Annotated in this window: 16 protein-coding genes; 13 read left to right on the top strand and 3 right to left on the bottom strand. The window is 66.3% G+C overall.

Annotated features, from left to right (window positions below):
• Positions 1-5 precede the first annotated feature (5 nt).
• Complete coding sequence (locus M673_RS00625; RefSeq protein ID WP_061972814.1) at positions 6-374, bottom strand: response regulator; 369 nt, start codon at positions 372-374, stop codon at positions 6-8.
• Between the two features lie 62 nt (positions 375-436).
• A complete protein-coding gene (locus tag M673_RS00630; protein WP_061972815.1) occupies positions 437-715 on the bottom strand; it encodes an STAS domain-containing protein in 279 nt (92 codons plus the stop codon).
• A 469-nt stretch (positions 716-1184) separates the two neighbouring features.
• Between M673_RS00630 and M673_RS00635 the strand changes: the two genes are divergently transcribed.
• The 12 genes from M673_RS00635 (at position 1185) to cysQ (ending at position 12843) form a co-directional block, all read left to right on the top strand.
• Positions 1185-3164, top strand: coding sequence for a methyl-accepting chemotaxis protein (locus M673_RS00635; protein ID WP_061972817.1), 1980 nt, complete (start codon positions 1185-1187; stop codon positions 3162-3164).
• Positions 3164-4009, top strand: a complete 846-nt coding sequence (locus M673_RS24810) for an STAS domain-containing protein (RefSeq protein ID WP_244493198.1) — start codon at positions 3164-3166, stop codon at positions 4007-4009. The genes M673_RS00635 and M673_RS24810 overlap by 1 nt, the downstream gene beginning before the upstream one ends.
• Positions 4009-4374 carry a response regulator gene (locus M673_RS00645; protein WP_061972819.1) on the top strand — a complete coding sequence of 122 codons (366 nt, stop codon included), beginning with the start codon at positions 4009-4011 and terminating at the stop codon, positions 4372-4374. Before M673_RS24810 ends, M673_RS00645 begins: the two co-directional genes overlap by 1 nt.
• Positions 4375-4386: 12 nt before the next feature.
• Positions 4387-6666, top strand: coding sequence for a chemotaxis protein CheA (locus M673_RS00650; RefSeq protein WP_061972821.1), 2280 nt, complete (start codon positions 4387-4389; stop codon positions 6664-6666).
• A 6-nt stretch (positions 6667-6672) separates the two neighbouring features.
• On the top strand, positions 6673-7137 hold the full coding sequence (locus M673_RS00655) for a chemotaxis protein CheW (RefSeq protein ID WP_061972822.1): 465 nt from the start codon (positions 6673-6675) through the stop codon (positions 7135-7137).
• A gap of 2 nt (positions 7138-7139) precedes the next feature.
• Positions 7140-8042 carry a CheR family methyltransferase gene (locus M673_RS00660; RefSeq protein WP_082639096.1) on the top strand — a complete coding sequence of 301 codons (903 nt, stop codon included), beginning with the start codon at positions 7140-7142 and terminating at the stop codon, positions 8040-8042.
• Positions 8039-9103: a protein-glutamate methylesterase/protein-glutamine glutaminase gene (locus tag M673_RS00665; protein WP_274534665.1), complete on the top strand. Its 1065-nt coding sequence runs from the start codon at positions 8039-8041 to the stop codon at positions 9101-9103. Before M673_RS00660 ends, M673_RS00665 begins: the two co-directional genes overlap by 4 nt.
• Positions 9104-9121: 18 nt before the next feature.
• Entirely contained in the window at positions 9122-9514 is a 393-nt protein-coding gene (locus M673_RS00670; RefSeq protein ID WP_061972823.1) for a response regulator, read from the top strand.
• 1 nt (position 9515) lies between these two features.
• Positions 9516-10040, top strand: coding sequence for a chemotaxis protein CheD (locus M673_RS00675; protein WP_061972825.1), 525 nt, complete (start codon positions 9516-9518; stop codon positions 10038-10040).
• A gap of 187 nt (positions 10041-10227) precedes the next feature.
• Entirely contained in the window at positions 10228-10560 is a 333-nt protein-coding gene (locus tag M673_RS00680; protein WP_061972827.1) for a hypothetical protein, read from the top strand.
• Between the two features lie 726 nt (positions 10561-11286).
• The gene (locus M673_RS00685; protein WP_244493197.1) at positions 11287-11916 is read left to right on the top strand and encodes a sugar transferase; all 630 of its coding nucleotides are present in this window, start codon (positions 11287-11289) and stop codon (positions 11914-11916) included.
• Between the two features lie 126 nt (positions 11917-12042).
• Positions 12043-12843, top strand: coding sequence for a 3'(2'),5'-bisphosphate nucleotidase CysQ (gene cysQ / locus M673_RS00690; RefSeq protein WP_061977501.1), 801 nt, complete (start codon positions 12043-12045; stop codon positions 12841-12843).
• 7 nt (positions 12844-12850) lie between these two features.
• On the opposite strand, the gene M673_RS24465 is transcribed toward cysQ, so the two are convergent.
• Entirely contained in the window at positions 12851-13012 is a 162-nt protein-coding gene (locus M673_RS24465) for a hypothetical protein (protein ID WP_156421124.1), read from the bottom strand.
• Positions 13013-13322: 310 nt separating this feature from the next.
• On the opposite strand from M673_RS24465, the gene M673_RS00695 reads away from it, so the two are divergent.
• Positions 13323-14693, top strand: coding sequence for a UDP-glucose dehydrogenase family protein (locus tag M673_RS00695; protein WP_274534666.1), 1371 nt, complete (start codon positions 13323-13325; stop codon positions 14691-14693).
• Positions 14694-14827: the final 134 nt, after the last annotated feature.

A 14827-nucleotide genomic window follows, 5' to 3' on the forward strand; every position in this document is an offset into this window, starting at 1 on the left:
GGAAATCAGGCTCCGATCAGCTTGTTGACGACGGCGACCAGCTTGGTCTGGTCGAAAGGCTTGACGATCCAGCCCGTGGCGCCGGCGGCCTTGCCTTCCTGCTTCTTGCCCTCGTCCGACTCGGTCGTCAGCATGACGATCGGGATGCCCGCGTGCTGGGGCATTTCGCGGACCTTCTTGATCATGCCGATCCCGTCGAGATTGGGCATGTTCAGATCGGTGATGATGAGCTGGTACTTGTTCTGGTCCAGCTTGGTCAGGGCATCGGCGCCGTCCACGGCCGTGTCGGGCGCGTAGCCGGCGCTTTCGAGCGTGAACGACACCATCTGACGAATGCTGGCGGAGTCATCGACGCAAAGTACGGACTTTGTCACGGACTGCACCTTTCTGGGTACGGGATTGAACGTTCGGGAGGAGGAAGGAAGGAAGGCCGCGATCAGCGACCGGGCACGGGAACGCCGGCACGTTGGAACAGGGTCTCGACGGCGCCGGACAGGGCGAGCGTCAGCTCGCGTCCCTTGGCCGAGAGCGAGGCGCCAAAACTCGCCAGAAGCTGGACGAGGCCGACATCGGCGCGATCCACGGCTTCGAGGTCGAGATGAACCGGCCCTTCGGGATTTTGTCCCGAAAACTCGAGCAGTTCCGTGCGCAACTCGGCGAGACGGGACAGCTCGTAGGAGCCGGACAGGGCGATTGTGTTGGTTGAAGAAGACATCGCGACTTGGCCTCGCTTTCGGACCTCGTCAAAATGTCTGAAACAGATTGCGTAGCCGTTAAATCCGAGAGCCGCCCGATACTTCGTCCGCTCAGAGTCAACGGAAGCTTTTCTTCGCCTCCGGCCTCACTTAATGAATCCTTCCCGAAGGAAAGTTCGCATGCAAAGATCGCGCGAGGCGTGCCAAGCAGTATGCAGGCCGACGTGCCTATTTGGAAAGCAGCAAACTTAACGAATGCTTCCCTGAATCCAGCGAGTGCCACTCAACACAATTTTATAGGTTGGTTGTTACAACGAGACTCGAAGACGATCGAATCCAAATCGGATGCGGTCGGCGAACAGGCCGGCCCTGGACGCTCGGCTCCGTCGCCCCTCAAGGCGACGTGCCGCCGATCCCGTTCCGCGTCGGACGCTCGTTCAACCCGTTTCGCCAATCGCGGTCGCCGCACGCGCCTGCTCCGGAGACGCCATGCTCGCGTTCAAGAACATCCCCACATCGCGCAAGCTCCTTCTCGCCTTCGCTGTGACGGCGGCAGGCTTCGGCATGGGCGGCGCCGCGATCCACCAGAGCGTCGCCGCGTCCAACGCGGCCACCGCCTCCTATCAGGATCTTCTGGAACGGGCCCGGGCGACGGATGCCTTGGAGCGGGCCGTCGCGGCGCGCGGCAACGCGGCGCTCGCCCTGATCCATCAGCCCAACGATTCGGCCGAGGCCCGCTTCAAGAGTGCCGGCCAGGACATGGCCTCCGCCGCCGCCTCGCTTCAGAACCGCTTCGAGAACGGCACGGACGCCGCCCGTCTGGAGCGCTTGAAGAGCCTCGATGCCGACTTCCGCCTCGACGTCGAGCGCCTCGTGGCCAGCGCGCCGCAGGCGCCCCTCTCCGCCAAGACCCGCGCGGACGCGACCATTTCCGCAGCCGACAGCGCCGATGCCGGCCCGATGCTGGCGCTGGTGCGCTCGCTTCGCGAAAGCGACGATCTGGCGCTCGCCGGCGCCGCCGCGCGCCAGGCCGAGCTTCGCTCCGCCTACGGTACCACGCTGCCGCTGGCCCTCGGTTTCCCGATGGTTCTGGCCGGCCTGTCCTGCGCGCTCCTCGTTCGCGGCGTCGCCTCGCCGCTCCGCCGCACCAGCCAGGAACTGGCGAATCTGGCCGAAGGCAAGTCGGACGGCGAGATCGCGGCGGCCGGGCGCGGCGACGAGATCGGCGCCGTGGCGCGGACCGGCGCGGCCCTGCGCCAGGCTCGCCAGAAGCTCGCCACCCTCGAAGCCGAGCTGGACAGCGTGCGCGGCGACAGCGAATCCAAGCAGCGCGAGGCCGAGAGCGAGCGCCTGCGCGCCGTGGGCGAGCAGGCCGGCGTCGTGGACGCGCTGCAGGAAGCGCTGACGCGCCTCTCCGCGGGCGACCTCACCTGCCGCATCGAGGCCGAGTTCCCGCCGCGCTACACCAAGCTGCGCAACGAGTTCAACGCCGCCGCCACGCATCTGCACGACATGGTCGGGCGCGTCGCGCAGTCGGTGTCCTCGATCGCCAACGGTACGAGCGAGATCGGCCATGCCGCCGACGACCTGTCGCGCCGCACCGAGCAGCAGGCCGCCAGCCTCGACAAGACGGCCTCGGCGCTGGACGAGATCACCGCGACGGTGAAGCACTCGGCCGAGAACGCCGCTTCCGTCGCCTCCTCCGTCGCCGTGGCGCGCCAGGACACGGAGCGCTCCAGCGAGGTGATGCGCGAGGCGGTGGACGCGATGAACGCGATCCAGAAGTCCTCGCAGCAGATCGCCCGCATCATCGGCGTGATCGACGAGATCGCCTTCCAGACCAACCTCCTGGCGCTGAACGCCGGTGTCGAGGCGGCTCGTGCGGGCGATGCCGGCCGCGGCTTCGCGGTGGTGGCGCTGGAAGTGCGCGCCCTGGCGCAGCGCTCCTCGGAAGCGGCCAAGGAAATCAAGACGTTGATCGGCGCGTCCTCCACGCATGTGGGCAACGGCGTGGACCTCGTGAACCGCTCGGGCGAGGTGCTGACGCGCATCGCCTCGCAGGTCACGCAGATCGATGCCCTGGTTCAGGAAATCGCCGGCTCCGCCCGCGAGCAGTCGATCGGCATCGCCGACGTCAACGACGCCGTGAACAAGATGGACCGCGTGACGCAGCAGAACGCGGCCATGGTGGAGGAAACCACCGCCGCCACGCTGTCGCTGCGCTCCGAGACCGAACAGCTGGGCCGCCTCGTGTCCTCGTTCCAGGTCGACACCACGAACGGCGTCGTGGCGCAGCTGCGCACCATGTCCGCCGCCATGAAGACGGCGACAAAGCCCCAGGCGGCCCCGGCGCCCGCACCCCGCGCGGTTGAGCAGGCAGCACCCCGGCCCGTCGCGGTCGCCGTTGCCGCCGCTCCGGCCGCCGCCGCGAGCGCTGCCGCCGAAGAACTGGGCTGGGAGGAATTCTGATGGGCTCGAACAAACCTGCCACCGACGCGGCCAAGAGGCCGGACGACCTGATCGTGGCCCTGCCGCCCGAAATCCTCGCCATGATGGCGGCGAGCGAGGCGGAAATGGCCGCCACTGAGAGCGAGAGCGCGGACGAGGCGACCGACGAAGACGCCGCTCCCGAGAGCGAGGCCCTCCCGGTCGACGCATCCGAAGTCGAAGCCGCCTCCGAGATCGAGGCTTCCGAGATCGACGTCGCGGAAGAGACGGACGCGGCGGAACTCGACGCTTCCGAGATCGAGGCCCCCAGCCTCGACGCGGTGGATGCCGAGACGGCCGAACTCGATGAACCCTCGTTCGAAGCGGCTGAGTTCGCGGCGCCCGACATGCAGATGTCCGACGCCGGGATGGACGATGCGGCGCCGGCAGTCCTGCAGGAGGCATCCCTCGCGGACGGGCCTGCGGACGGAGCGGAAGGCTCGGCGAACGTCGATGCCGAGATGGCCGCTCTTCTGGCCAGCCTCGGCGCGTTTCCCGGCGAGTCTGCGGCCGAGCCCGCCCCTGCGGCGGCGTCCGAGCCCGTCGAGGGCGAGGCCGTGCTGGCGCTCCCGTCGGTGCTCGACATCACCGCCTCGGCCGGGCTGCACACGACGCTTCTCGCCCATCGCGGCACGCCGCTTGCGCTCGACGCCAGCGCGGTGAAGCGACTCGGCGGCCAGTGCCTCCAGCTTCTGATCTCTGCGAACCGCACTTGGGTCGCGGACGGCGTTCCGCTTCGCCTGAGCGGCGTGTCCGAGGCCTTCGAGCGCGACCTCGGCCTCATGGGCCTCACCTGCGACGAGCTGCTCCAGAGGGAGGCCGCCTGATGTCCAAGACCATCCTCACCGTCGACGATTCGCGCACCATGCGCGAGCTTCTGCGCTCGGCGCTGGAGCCGGCCGGCTTCACGGTCCTGCAGGCCGAGGACGGACTGCACGGGCTGGAAGTGCTGGGCGCCAGCGAGCCCGACGCGATCATCACCGACATCAACATGCCGCGCATGAACGGGCTGGAATTCATCGAGGCGGTGCGCCTCGACGCCGCCAAGCGCGCCATTCCGATCATCGTCCTGACCACGGAAAGCGACACCGCCAAGAAGGACCGCGCGCGCCGCGCCGGGGCCACGGGCTGGATCGTGAAGCCGTTCGACCCCGCCCGGCTGATCGCCGCCATCAACCGCGTCGTCGCCTGAGGAACCCCGCCCATGAGCGCACTTGACGAAATCAGGGTCGTCTTCTTCCAAGAATGCGACGACCAGCTTCAGGAGCTGGAGGACGGCCTCACCGCCATGGAAGGCGGCGAGACCGACGACGACACGGTGAACCGCGTCTTCCGCGCGGTGCACTCCATCAAGGGCGGCGCGGGCGCCTTCGACCTGCACAAGCTCGTCAAGTTCGCCCACACGTTCGAGACCGTTCTCGACGAGGTTCGCTCCCATCGGCTGGCCGCCGACGGAACGGTGATGCCCGTCATGCTGCGCTCGGCCGACCATCTGCGCGATCTCGTGGCCGCCGGCCGCGACGGCGGCGATGGCGACCAGGAGCGCTCCAAGGAGCTGATCGTCGAACTGGAAGCGCTGATCGGCGGCCCCAAGGGCGGCCATTCGGCGGCGGATGACGACGACGAGGGCGACGGCGGCCTGAGCCTGGCCGATTTCGAGTTTACGCCGATCGCTATGGACTGGGGCGCGATGGGCCTCGGCACAGGCTTGGGCGGGGGCCTCGGCGAAGACGCGGCCGCGAGCGAGGGCGAGGAAGACGGCCCGGCGATCCGCATCAGCTTCCGGCCGCGCAAGGACCTCTACGCCAAGGCCAACGAGGCGGCGGTTCTCCTGCGCGAGGTCGCAGCGCTCGGCAAGGCCACGGTTCGCTGCGACATTTCGGACGTGCCGCTGCTCGACGCGATCGATCCGGAAGGCGCCTATCTCGCCTTCGAGGTAGAGCTCGACGGCGAGAACGCCACCGAGGCCAAGGTCCGCGAGATCTTCGAATTCGCCGAATGGGACTGCGACTTGGAGATCAAGGCGCGCGGCGGCTCCGTGCCCGATTTCGGCGCGATCGGCGGCGACGATGCGGGCGGCCTGTCGGTCGCCGATCTGCTTGCCCGCCTGCAGGGCGAGATCGCGACGGAAGCGCCTTCCGAATCCACCGACAGCGCGGAGGGCTCCCCCCTCCCCTCGCTGAAGCCGGCCCCCGAAACGTCTGAGCCCGCGAAAGCCGAGGGCAAGGACGACAAGGACGACAAGGGCAAAGCCGGCAGCAAGGGCGAGGCCGAAGCGCCCGCCGTCGTCATTCGCGTCGAACTGCACCGCGTCGACAAGCTGATCGATCTGGTCGGCGAACTCGTCACCACGCAGACCATGCTGGCCCAGAAGGTCGAGGAAGCCGGGCTTCCCACCGGCTCCGAGGTCGTCAGCTCCATCGAGGAACTGGACCGCCTGACCCGCACGCTGCAGGACAGCGTCATGGCCGTGCGCGCCCAGCCCGTGAAGTCGGTGTTCCAGCGCATGCCGCGCCTCGTGCGCGAAACCGCCTCGGCCACCGGCAAGAAGGTCAACTTCGTCACCCATGGCGAGAACACCGAGGTCGACAAGACCGTGGTGGAACGCCTGTCCGACCCGCTCACCCACATGATCCGCAACGCGATCGACCACGGCTTGGAAAAGCCGGACGACCGCGTCGCCAAGGGCAAGCCGGCGGAGGGCACGGTGACGCTCTCGGCCGCCCATCGCTCGGGTCGCATCATCATCGAGATCTCGGACGACGGCGGCGGCATCAACCGGCCCAAGGTCAAGCAGATCGCCATCGACAAGGGCCTGATCCCGGCCGACGCGGTTCTCTCCGACGAGGAAACCGATCAGCTGGTGATGCTGCCGGGCTTCTCCACCGCCACCACCGTCTCGGCCATTTCCGGGCGCGGCGTCGGCATGGACGTGGTGAAGTCCTCGATCGAGGCGCTTGGCGGACGCCTGTCCATCTCCTCGCGCCCCGGCCTCGGCTCGGCCTTCACCATGAGCCTGCCGCTGACGCTGGCCGTGCTCGAAGGCATGATCGTGCGCGTCGAGGAGGAGACGCTGGTGATACCGCTCAGCACCATCGTCTTCACCTTCCGCCCCCAGCCCGGCGACGTGCAATATGTCGGCCAGGGCCGCACGGTGCATGTGCGCGACCAGATCGTGCCGCTCATCGATGTCGGCGTGGCGCTGGGCTACCGCAAGGACCCGGTCGATCCGCTCACCTCCGTCGCCGTGCTGGTGGATTGCGACAACAACCGCCGCGTAGCGCTTCTGGTGGACGACATCCGCGGCCAGCGGCAGGTCGTCATCAAGAGTCTCGAGAAGAACTACCGTCCGGTTCACGGAATCTCGGCGGCGACGATCTCGGGCGAGGGGCGCGTGGCGCTGATCGTCGATGTCGAGGCCATCGCGGGCGACCGGACGCTCGACAACTTCATCTTCGGTATCGACAACGTCGCGGCGGAGTAAACCATCATGTCGAACACGGCCCGCAAATCCATCGGCTACGGCGTCGAGATGGTCGCCTTCCGCGTCGGTCCCCAGGAATTCTGCGTCGATATCAAGGCGGTGCGGGAAATCCGGGGCTGGACGCCGGCCACCACCCTGCCCCATGCGCCGCACTACATCCTCGGCGTCATCAACCTTCGCGGCACGGTTCTGCCGGTGGTGAATCTCGCCGCCCGGCTCGGCCTGCCGCTGGAGGACCCGACCCCGCGCCACGTCATCATCGTCGTCCAAGCCGAGGACCAGACCTTCGGCCTTCTGGTGGACGCGGTGTCCGACATCCTGTCCATCTCGCCCGAGCTGATGCAGGGCGCGCCGGACCTGGCGCAGGATTCGGCCAAGGCCTTCGTTTCCTCCGTGATCGCCATGGAAGAGCGGATGATCGCCCGGATCATGCCCGAGCGCATGCTGCCCGAGCGCCTGCGGCTGAACTAGCCATGGCGCCCGCCCTGTCCCCATCGGGCCCCACGCCGTCTCTGGGGCCCGCCTCTTCGCCCCTGGGAAAGGCGAGCGACGATCCGGACCTGTCGCCGAAGGAGTTCGGCCGCATCGCCCGGATCATTCGCGACGAGGCCGGCATCCATCTGGGAGACGCCAAGACCTCGCTGGTCTATTCGCGTCTGGTGAAGCGGCTTCGGGCGGTCGGCCTGCCGTCCTTCGCGAGCTATTGCGATCTCGTCAGCTCCGCGGCGGGCGCGGCGGAACTGCAGAAGATGGTGGAGGCGCTGACCACCAACTACACGTTCTTCCTGCGCGAGCCGCACCATTTCGAGCATCTGCGCCGCGAGGTTCTGCCCGGTCTTCTGGCCGAGGCGGCGCGCGGGCGTCGGGTGCGGATCTGGAGCGCGGGCTGCTCCATGGGACACGAGACCTATTCGATCGCCCTGTCGATCCTCGCCGTGGCGCCCGATTGCGGCCGCCACGACGTCAAGATCCTGGCGACCGACATCGACCGCAACGTTCTGGCCACCGCGCGCGCCGGGCTCTACGACGAGGCGACGCTGGCGGTCCTCTCGCCGGCCGACCGCCAGCTCGGCTTTCTGCCCCCGAACGAGGACGGCCTCTTCCAGGTGCGCCCCGAGCTGCGCTCGCTCGTCACCTTCCGCGAGCTGAACCTTCTGGACGAATGGCCGATGAACGGGCAGTTCGACATCGTCTTCTTTCGCAACGTCGCGATCTATTTCGACCAGCCGCTGCGCGAATCGCTCTGGTCGCGCATGGGCCAGCACATCCGGCCCGGCGGCTGGCTCTATGCCGGCCATTCCGAGCGCCTCACCGGCCCGGCGGCCAAGCTTTTCACCCACGAGGCCACCACGACCTATCGGAGACTTCCGGCATGATGCGGGCGGTTGGAACCGCGCCGGTCCGCGTGCTGGTGATCGACGATTCGCCCACCATGCGCATGCTGATCCGAACCGCCCTGCGCGAGGAGGACGACATAGAGGTCGTCGGCGAGGCAGGCACGGCGGCGGAGGCACGCGAGGCGATCAAGGCGCTCGACCCCGACGTGGTGACGCTCGACGTCGAGATGCCGGGCATGCAGGGCATCGAGTTCCTGGAAAAGATCATGCGGCTGCGCCCCATGCCGGTGGTCATGGTGTCGAACCAGACCGGCCCCGGTACCGCGACGGCGATCGAGGCCCTGTCGATCGGCGCGTTCGACTGCCTGGCCAAGCCGCGCCGGGCAAAGGACGAGGCCTTCGCCCGGCTCGGCCACACGCTTCGCATGGCGGCGGCCTCCCGCCAGGGGCTGCAGGGCATCTCGGCGCGGCTCGCGCGCGCCCCGGCGGCGGCGCGCACCGCCCTGCCCCGAACCACGGCAAGCCTTGCCCCGGGCAAGAGCACGCCCGAAATCATCGCCATCGGCGCTTCCACCGGCGGCATCGAGGCCTTGACCGAGCTGTTTTCGGACTGGCCCGCCACCGCGCCGCCGACGCTCGTGGTGCAGCATCTTCCCGCCGGTTTCACGCGCGGCTTCGCTCAGCGGCTGGAGCGGCTTTCGCCCGCCACCGTGCGCGAGGCCGAGGACGGCATGACGCTGGAGCGCGGCCATATCTACATCGCGCCCGGCGGCAAGCGGCACCTGATGGCGCTGGGTGCCGTGCCGACCTGCTCCCTGGTGGAGGCGGCTCCCGTCAGCGGACATTGCCCGTCGGTTGACGTTCTCTTTCACTCCGTCGCCCGTCGTTTCGGAAATAGAAGCCTTGCCGTCGTTTTAACCGGCATGGGCAGCGACGGAGCCCAGGGTGCATTGGAGATTCGTAAAGCCGGAGGGAGGACAATCGGTCAGAATGAGGAATCCTGCCTCGTCTACGGAATGCCGCGTGCGGCCTTCTCGCTCGGAGCCATCGACGAGGAGCATCCGCTCGAAACCATACACCGCGCCGTCTTCGGCGCCTGACACGAAAGCCTGACGCCCATGTCGCTCACCAAGCAGACGATCAAGATCCTGATCGTGGACGACCAGACCACCAGCCGTCTCTTGATGCGCGACGCGCTGCAACAGATCGGCTTCGCCAACATCCCCTTCGCCAAGGATGGCGAGGAGGCGTTGAAGATGATGATGTCGAGCCCGGCCCATATCGTCGTGTCCGACTACAACATGCCCAAGCTCAACGGGCTTCAGCTCCTGCAGGCGATCCGCACCTATCCCGCGACCCGCATCACGCCCTTCATCCTCCTGACGGGCTCGGGCGACCGCGAAGTGCTGCAGCGCGCGATCAAGCTCGGCGTCAACAACTACCTGCCCAAGCCCGTGCAGCCGGCGGCGCTGCAGAAGGCCATCCAGGCGGTTACCGGCAACCTGCCCTGACATGCCGAACAGCGAGAGCCGAATTCACGTTCCTCAGGGTGAGATCCGCGTCGCGACCAGCGCGAAGACCTGCCTGACCACCGTGCTCGGCTCGTGCGTCACGGCCTGCATCTTCGATCCCCTCGCGCCGGCCGGTGGAATGAACCACTTCCTTCTGGCCGGCGACGGTGGGACCTGCAGCGGCGCGTCGGAGCGCTACGGCGTCTATCTCATGGAGCTTCTGGTGAACGGGCTCCTGGAGCGCGGTGCCCGGCGCGAGCGCCTGCTCGGCAAGCTCTTCGGTGGCGCCAGCACCGGCATGAGCCGGGGCGAGATTGGCGCCGACAACTGCGCCTTCGCCAAGCGCTTCTTGGCGATGGAAAACATCCCGCTCGTCAGCGCGAGCCTGGGCGGGACGAAAGTCCGACGCGTCGAGTTCTGGCCCGTCGGCGGGCGGGCCCGCCAGCGCTTTATCGACGTTCCCGATCCCGCTCCCCCGCCTGTCCCGGCCGAATCCTCGGTGCAGGGTGAGGTCGAGTTCTTCTGATTTCATGATCCATGGCGGTGTCGAACGGGCGCCGCCTCTCAGCCCTCGCATCCCAGCCTCAGGCCTTGCTGCACCGCACTTTGGCGTGCGACATGCCCGCTCCGATCCGCCGAGGGATTTCCGGCCGCGGCCGCTCCCCTTGCGCCTATCCTGAAAGACCGCCGAACGAGGCGGCAAGGAGAGTTTCATGTCCCAGCCTTCCGCTGTTTCGCTGTCGCTCGTGCTCGAGCGGATCGGGCAGGAATTGTCGCGCCAAGCCGAAGCCGTGCGCTCGCTTCACACCCTTGTGGAGGCGGGCTCCGGGCCCTCGACCGAGGCGCTCGTCACCGCCCAGGCGATCGATACGTCCTCCCAGCATCTGGGCGAGCTTTCCGGCCTGCTCCAATGCCTCTCCGGCTCGGCGGGTGATGCTTTCGCGCCGGCGTCCTGTTTCGAGCCCATGACCCTCTCCGGTCTTCGCGCCCGCCTTTTGGGCGACGCCGAAGAGAATGCCGAATCAGGTGAGGTCGATTTCTTCTGAGGGCGCGTGCCGCCCAAGCCACATCGGACGTGTTTTCGAGGATAGATCGGGGATAAAAATCGATTCATTTGGGTGAACGCGCTTTCAAACCCCGATTTTTCGATCACGTTTTATGTCTAAGATCACGTTTTGCTGCAGAGCACAACGCGCGTGAGAACTTGATGGGAGCAACTGCAAAAATCGGGCTCCGTTACGACCCTATGCTTTCGTAAGGTACCCTTGAGATACCCCGATCGGGTGAAGTTCTCATTTTCGCCATCCTCCTTAGAGACTTGTACACTTCGATTCATATCAGGCAGCCCGAGACGATCTATACTTATTATCGCTTAAGGATACTCCCTTCGTCGGCCAACCGTTCAGCTCTCATCGTATTGCACTGCAAACCCATTTAAAGTTAATCATTGGTTACATTGCGGTCGAAAAATCATCCTCCAAAGCAAGCAGATCGACATTCGCTGATCGGATTGGGCGTCAGCAGTCACCATGATCTTCTTCCACGAATTCTTTCATCACAACTCGAACGAGTAAGAACAGAGCGGATGATCCTTCGGTAGGTTACCTATAACGAAGGTTAACCAATTATTGCCAACGTAGGCCCAGGTTGCGTAGAGTTGCTTGCCGATAGTGGTCTCCACGCCATAAAGCTCTCCACACACGAACCAACCGTTTCGAGGCATGGGCATGGCAAAGTTCTCATCCCTGACTGATGTCAGCAAGGACGTACCCGTGGCAGCCTACGTGCCGCTGGGCGGCCACGCGAAGCGCGGCCTGGACATCCTGGTCGCGGCCAGCGCGCTGGTCATTCTCAGCCCGCTGATGCTCTTCATCATGATGCTGATGAAGATCACCGATCCCGGTCCGATCTTCTTCGGCCACAAGCGCGTCGGTTTCGACGGCAAGCACTTCCATTGCTTCAAGTTCCGGTCGATGGCGACCAACTCGGCCGAACTCCTGCAAAAATTGCTGCAGAGCGATCCGGTCGCGAAGGCCGAATGGGAAGCCTCGCAGAAGCTGCGCAACGATCCGCGCGTCACCCGCCTTGGCCGCATTCTCCGCGAGACCAGCCTCGACGAGCTTCCCCAGCTCATCAACGTGCTGCGCGGCGACATGAGCCTCGTCGGTCCGCGCCCGATCGTCGACGACGAGATCCCGCGCTATTCGCACCGCATCTCCGCCTACAAGCGCGTTCGCCCCGGCGTCACCGGCATGTGGCAGGTCAATGGTCGCTCGGACACGAGCTACGGCTCCCGCGTGAAGTTCGACAGCTACTATGTCCGCAACTGGTCGATCCTTCTCGACCTGCGCATTCTCTTCAAGACGATCGGCGTCGTTCTCAAGCGCGACGGCAGCTGCTAAAGTCTGACCTCACGCCGCGCTCCGGCGCGGTTTCGAGACCCTGCGATACCGCCCATTGCCCTTGGCGCCTTGGGCAGCACACGTTAAGAGCCGGGCCGTCCGATCAAAGGAATGTCCGGCATCGTCATGTCTGAACGCCTCGATCTTATCGTTTCCGCGGCTTTGCGGGCCGGAGCCGCCATCATGGCGGTCTACGAGCGCGGGGCCTCTGTGGAAACCAAGCCGGACGGAAGCCCCGTCACCGAGGCGGATCGCATGGCCGAGGCGATTCTTCTGGACGCGCTCGGCCGCCATTTCCCCGACATACCTGTGGTCGCCGAAGAGGAAGCCGCCGAGGGCCGCGTTCCCGCCATCGGCTCCCGCTTCTTCCTGGTCGATCCGCTGGACGGAACGCGCGAGTTCATCGGCCGCAACGGCGAGTTCACCGTTAATATCGGGCTGGTGGAGGACGGAACGCCGACGCTCGGCGTCATCTACGCCCCCTGCCTCGGCCGCGTCTTTGCCGGGGAGGGCGAGAGCGCGTGGCAGGGAGAGGTCGAAGAGGGAGAGGTCGTCTCGCGCCGCGCCATGAGCGTGCGCCCGGCGCCGCATCCGCCGGTGGCCGTCGCCAGCCGCTCGCATTGCTCGACCGAGACCACGGATTGGCTGGATCGCCATGCGATCTGCGATGTCGCCTCGCGCGGGTCGTCCCTGAAATTCTGCCTCTTGGCGTCGGGCGAAGCCGATCTTTATCCCCGCTTCGGCCGCACCATGGAGTGGGACACGGCAGCGGGGCAGGCGATTCTGCAAAGCGCCGGCGGACGCGTCATCACGCCCGACGGGCTGCCCCTGCGCTATGGCAAGCGAGGCATTTGCCGGGACACCGACTTCGAGAACGGTGCCTTTCTGGCGATCGGCGACCCCGGCTTACACAGAACCCTCGGGTAAGGCGCGATCAACGCAGAACCAGAACGGCGAGCCCGACCCAGAAGCCGGACGAGATCGCCAGACCGAGGAGGATGCCCTTCGCCGGCTTCAGCCGCTCGTGCGCGTCGCTTGCCCGACTGTTCGAAGCGCCAACCAGACCGGGCGCGAAACCTGCCGTCAAATGGGACATCTCGAAACCTCGCCTTGCTGCGCTCGCCGACGACGGCACCCCTTAAGGAGCCGAGCCGACACGTGCCTGTTTTGAGAGACTAAGCCCCAGGGCTGAACGGATACTTGCGTCGATCCGTCAAATTGCGTCCATCTTCCGGCGAGCAAGCCGCGCGCATCGGCTTCGACGGAACACAGTAAATAAAGAATAAAGTTTCGCCTTCGCGTTGATTGCGGGTGAGAAGCGCAGCGCGTAAAAGAGCACGAGTTCCATGCTGCATCTGCGAAGAAGCAGTTCGGCGATCATGACTTAGCCAAGGATGGATTGTGCCATGCACGACATGCCGCTCCCCGAACGCTCCGCCCTGAAACTCGCCGTGATCGGCACGGGTTATGTCGGTCTCGTTTCCGGCGCCTGCCTGGCCGAGGCCGGCCACTATGTCATCTGCGTCGATCAGGTTCCGGCCAAGATCGAGAAGCTGCGCGCCGGCCTCATTCCCATCTACGAGCCGGGGCTGGACGAGGTCGTCCACCGCAACGCGGCGGCCGGTCGCCTCGGATTCACCACCGACATCGCGGAAGCCGTATCGGGCGCCGACATCGTCATGATCGCGGTCGGCACGCCGACCCGCAAGCTCGACGGCAATGCCGACCTTCAATATGTCTTCGCCGCCAGCCGCGACATCGCCCGCGCGCTGACCCACCCGGCCGTGATCGTGACGAAGTCCACCGTGCCGGCCGGCACGGGCATGGAGATCAAGCGGATCATCGCGCGCGAAAATCCGACGCTGGATTTCGACATCGCCTCGAACCCGGAATTCCTGCGCGAGGGCAACGCGCTGTCCGACTTCATGAAGCCCGACCGCATCGTGGTCGGCACGGAAACGGAGCGCGCCCGCGCCGTGATGGAGGCGCTCTACCGGCCCTTCACCGCCCAGGGCTTCGAGCTGATCTCGACCGACATCGTCTCGGCCGAGCTTATCAAATATGCCGCCAACACGTTTCTGGCGACGAAGGTCTCCTTCATCAACGAGATGGCCGACATCTGCGAGAAGGTCGGTGGCAATATTTCCGACATCTCGCGCGGCATGGGCTCGGACAAGCGCATCGGTCGCGCCTTCCTGCAGCCCGGCCCCGGCTATGGCGGCTCCTGCTTCCCGAAGGATACGCTCGCCATGGTCCATATCGGCGAGAAGGCGCTGAGCCCGGCGACCATCGTGGAGGCCGTGATCGCGGTGAACCGCGCCCGCCCGCATCGCATGGTGGCCAAGGTCGTGGCGGCCGCCGGCGGCGACGTGCGCGGCAAGACGGTCGCCCTGCTTGGTCTCACCTTCAAGCCCGAGACCGACGACGTGCGCGACAGCGTGGCCGTTCTGGTGGCCGAACAGCTCGCCGGCCAGGGCGCGCTGGTGCGCGCCTACGATCCGCAGGGCATGGACCATGCGCGCGAGCTTCTGGGCGAGGCGGTGGACTATGCGCCGAGCATGGACGCCGCGTTGGACCGGGCCGATCTCTGCGTGCTCGCCACCGAATGGCGCGAGTTCGCCGAGCGCCCGCTGGCCGACTACAAGCGCCTCCTGCGCACACCCATGATCGTCGATTTCCGAAATGTCTTCGTGCCGGCCGAAGTGGCGAAGGCGGGGCTCGGCTATCTCTCGATCGGCCGGGCCGGCGTGCCCGCGCCCGAGCTTCTGCCGGCCTGAGACCTCGGGACGAGACGGGCGGCGGATAGGCGAGGGATTTTGGCCTGTTCGCGGAGAGCAAGGCTTGAGGGATGCCGGTGGCTTCGCTCAAGCAGGGGCGACGACGGGGCGGGACAAAGGGCTCAAGGCGTCCA

Origin of the sequence: Aureimonas sp. AU20, from assembly GCF_001442755.1 — a bacterium.
Classification (GTDB): Bacteria; Pseudomonadota; Alphaproteobacteria; order Rhizobiales; family Rhizobiaceae; genus Aureimonas.

Excerpts from the sequence above, each read along its gene's own strand:
- M673_RS00630 (WP_061972815.1), bottom strand. The coding sequence starts at position 715 with ATGTCTTCTTCAACCAACACAATCGCCCTGTCCGGCTCCTACGAGCTG.
- M673_RS00635 (WP_061972817.1), top strand. The coding sequence starts at position 1,185 with ATGCTCGCGTTCAAGAACATCCCCACATCGCGCAAGCTCCTTCTCGCC.
- M673_RS24810 (WP_244493198.1), top strand. The coding sequence starts at position 3,164 with ATGGGCTCGAACAAACCTGCCACCGACGCGGCCAAGAGGCCGGACGAC.
- M673_RS00645 (WP_061972819.1), top strand. The coding sequence starts at position 4,009 with ATGTCCAAGACCATCCTCACCGTCGACGATTCGCGCACCATGCGCGAG.
- M673_RS00650 (WP_061972821.1), top strand. The coding sequence starts at position 4,387 with ATGAGCGCACTTGACGAAATCAGGGTCGTCTTCTTCCAAGAATGCGAC.
- M673_RS00655 (WP_061972822.1), top strand. The coding sequence starts at position 6,673 with ATGTCGAACACGGCCCGCAAATCCATCGGCTACGGCGTCGAGATGGTC.
- M673_RS00660 (WP_082639096.1), top strand. The coding sequence starts at position 7,140 with ATGGCGCCCGCCCTGTCCCCATCGGGCCCCACGCCGTCTCTGGGGCCC.
- M673_RS00665 (WP_274534665.1), top strand. The coding sequence starts at position 8,039 with ATGATGCGGGCGGTTGGAACCGCGCCGGTCCGCGTGCTGGTGATCGAC.
- M673_RS00670 (WP_061972823.1), top strand. The coding sequence starts at position 9,122 with ATGTCGCTCACCAAGCAGACGATCAAGATCCTGATCGTGGACGACCAG.
- M673_RS00675 (WP_061972825.1), top strand. The coding sequence starts at position 9,516 with ATGCCGAACAGCGAGAGCCGAATTCACGTTCCTCAGGGTGAGATCCGC.
- M673_RS00680 (WP_061972827.1), top strand. The coding sequence starts at position 10,228 with ATGTCCCAGCCTTCCGCTGTTTCGCTGTCGCTCGTGCTCGAGCGGATC.
- cysQ (WP_061977501.1), top strand. The coding sequence starts at position 12,043 with ATGTCTGAACGCCTCGATCTTATCGTTTCCGCGGCTTTGCGGGCCGGA.
- M673_RS24465 (WP_156421124.1), bottom strand. The coding sequence starts at position 13,012 with ATGTCCCATTTGACGGCAGGTTTCGCGCCCGGTCTGGTTGGCGCTTCG.
- M673_RS00695 (WP_274534666.1), top strand. The coding sequence starts at position 13,323 with ATGCACGACATGCCGCTCCCCGAACGCTCCGCCCTGAAACTCGCCGTG.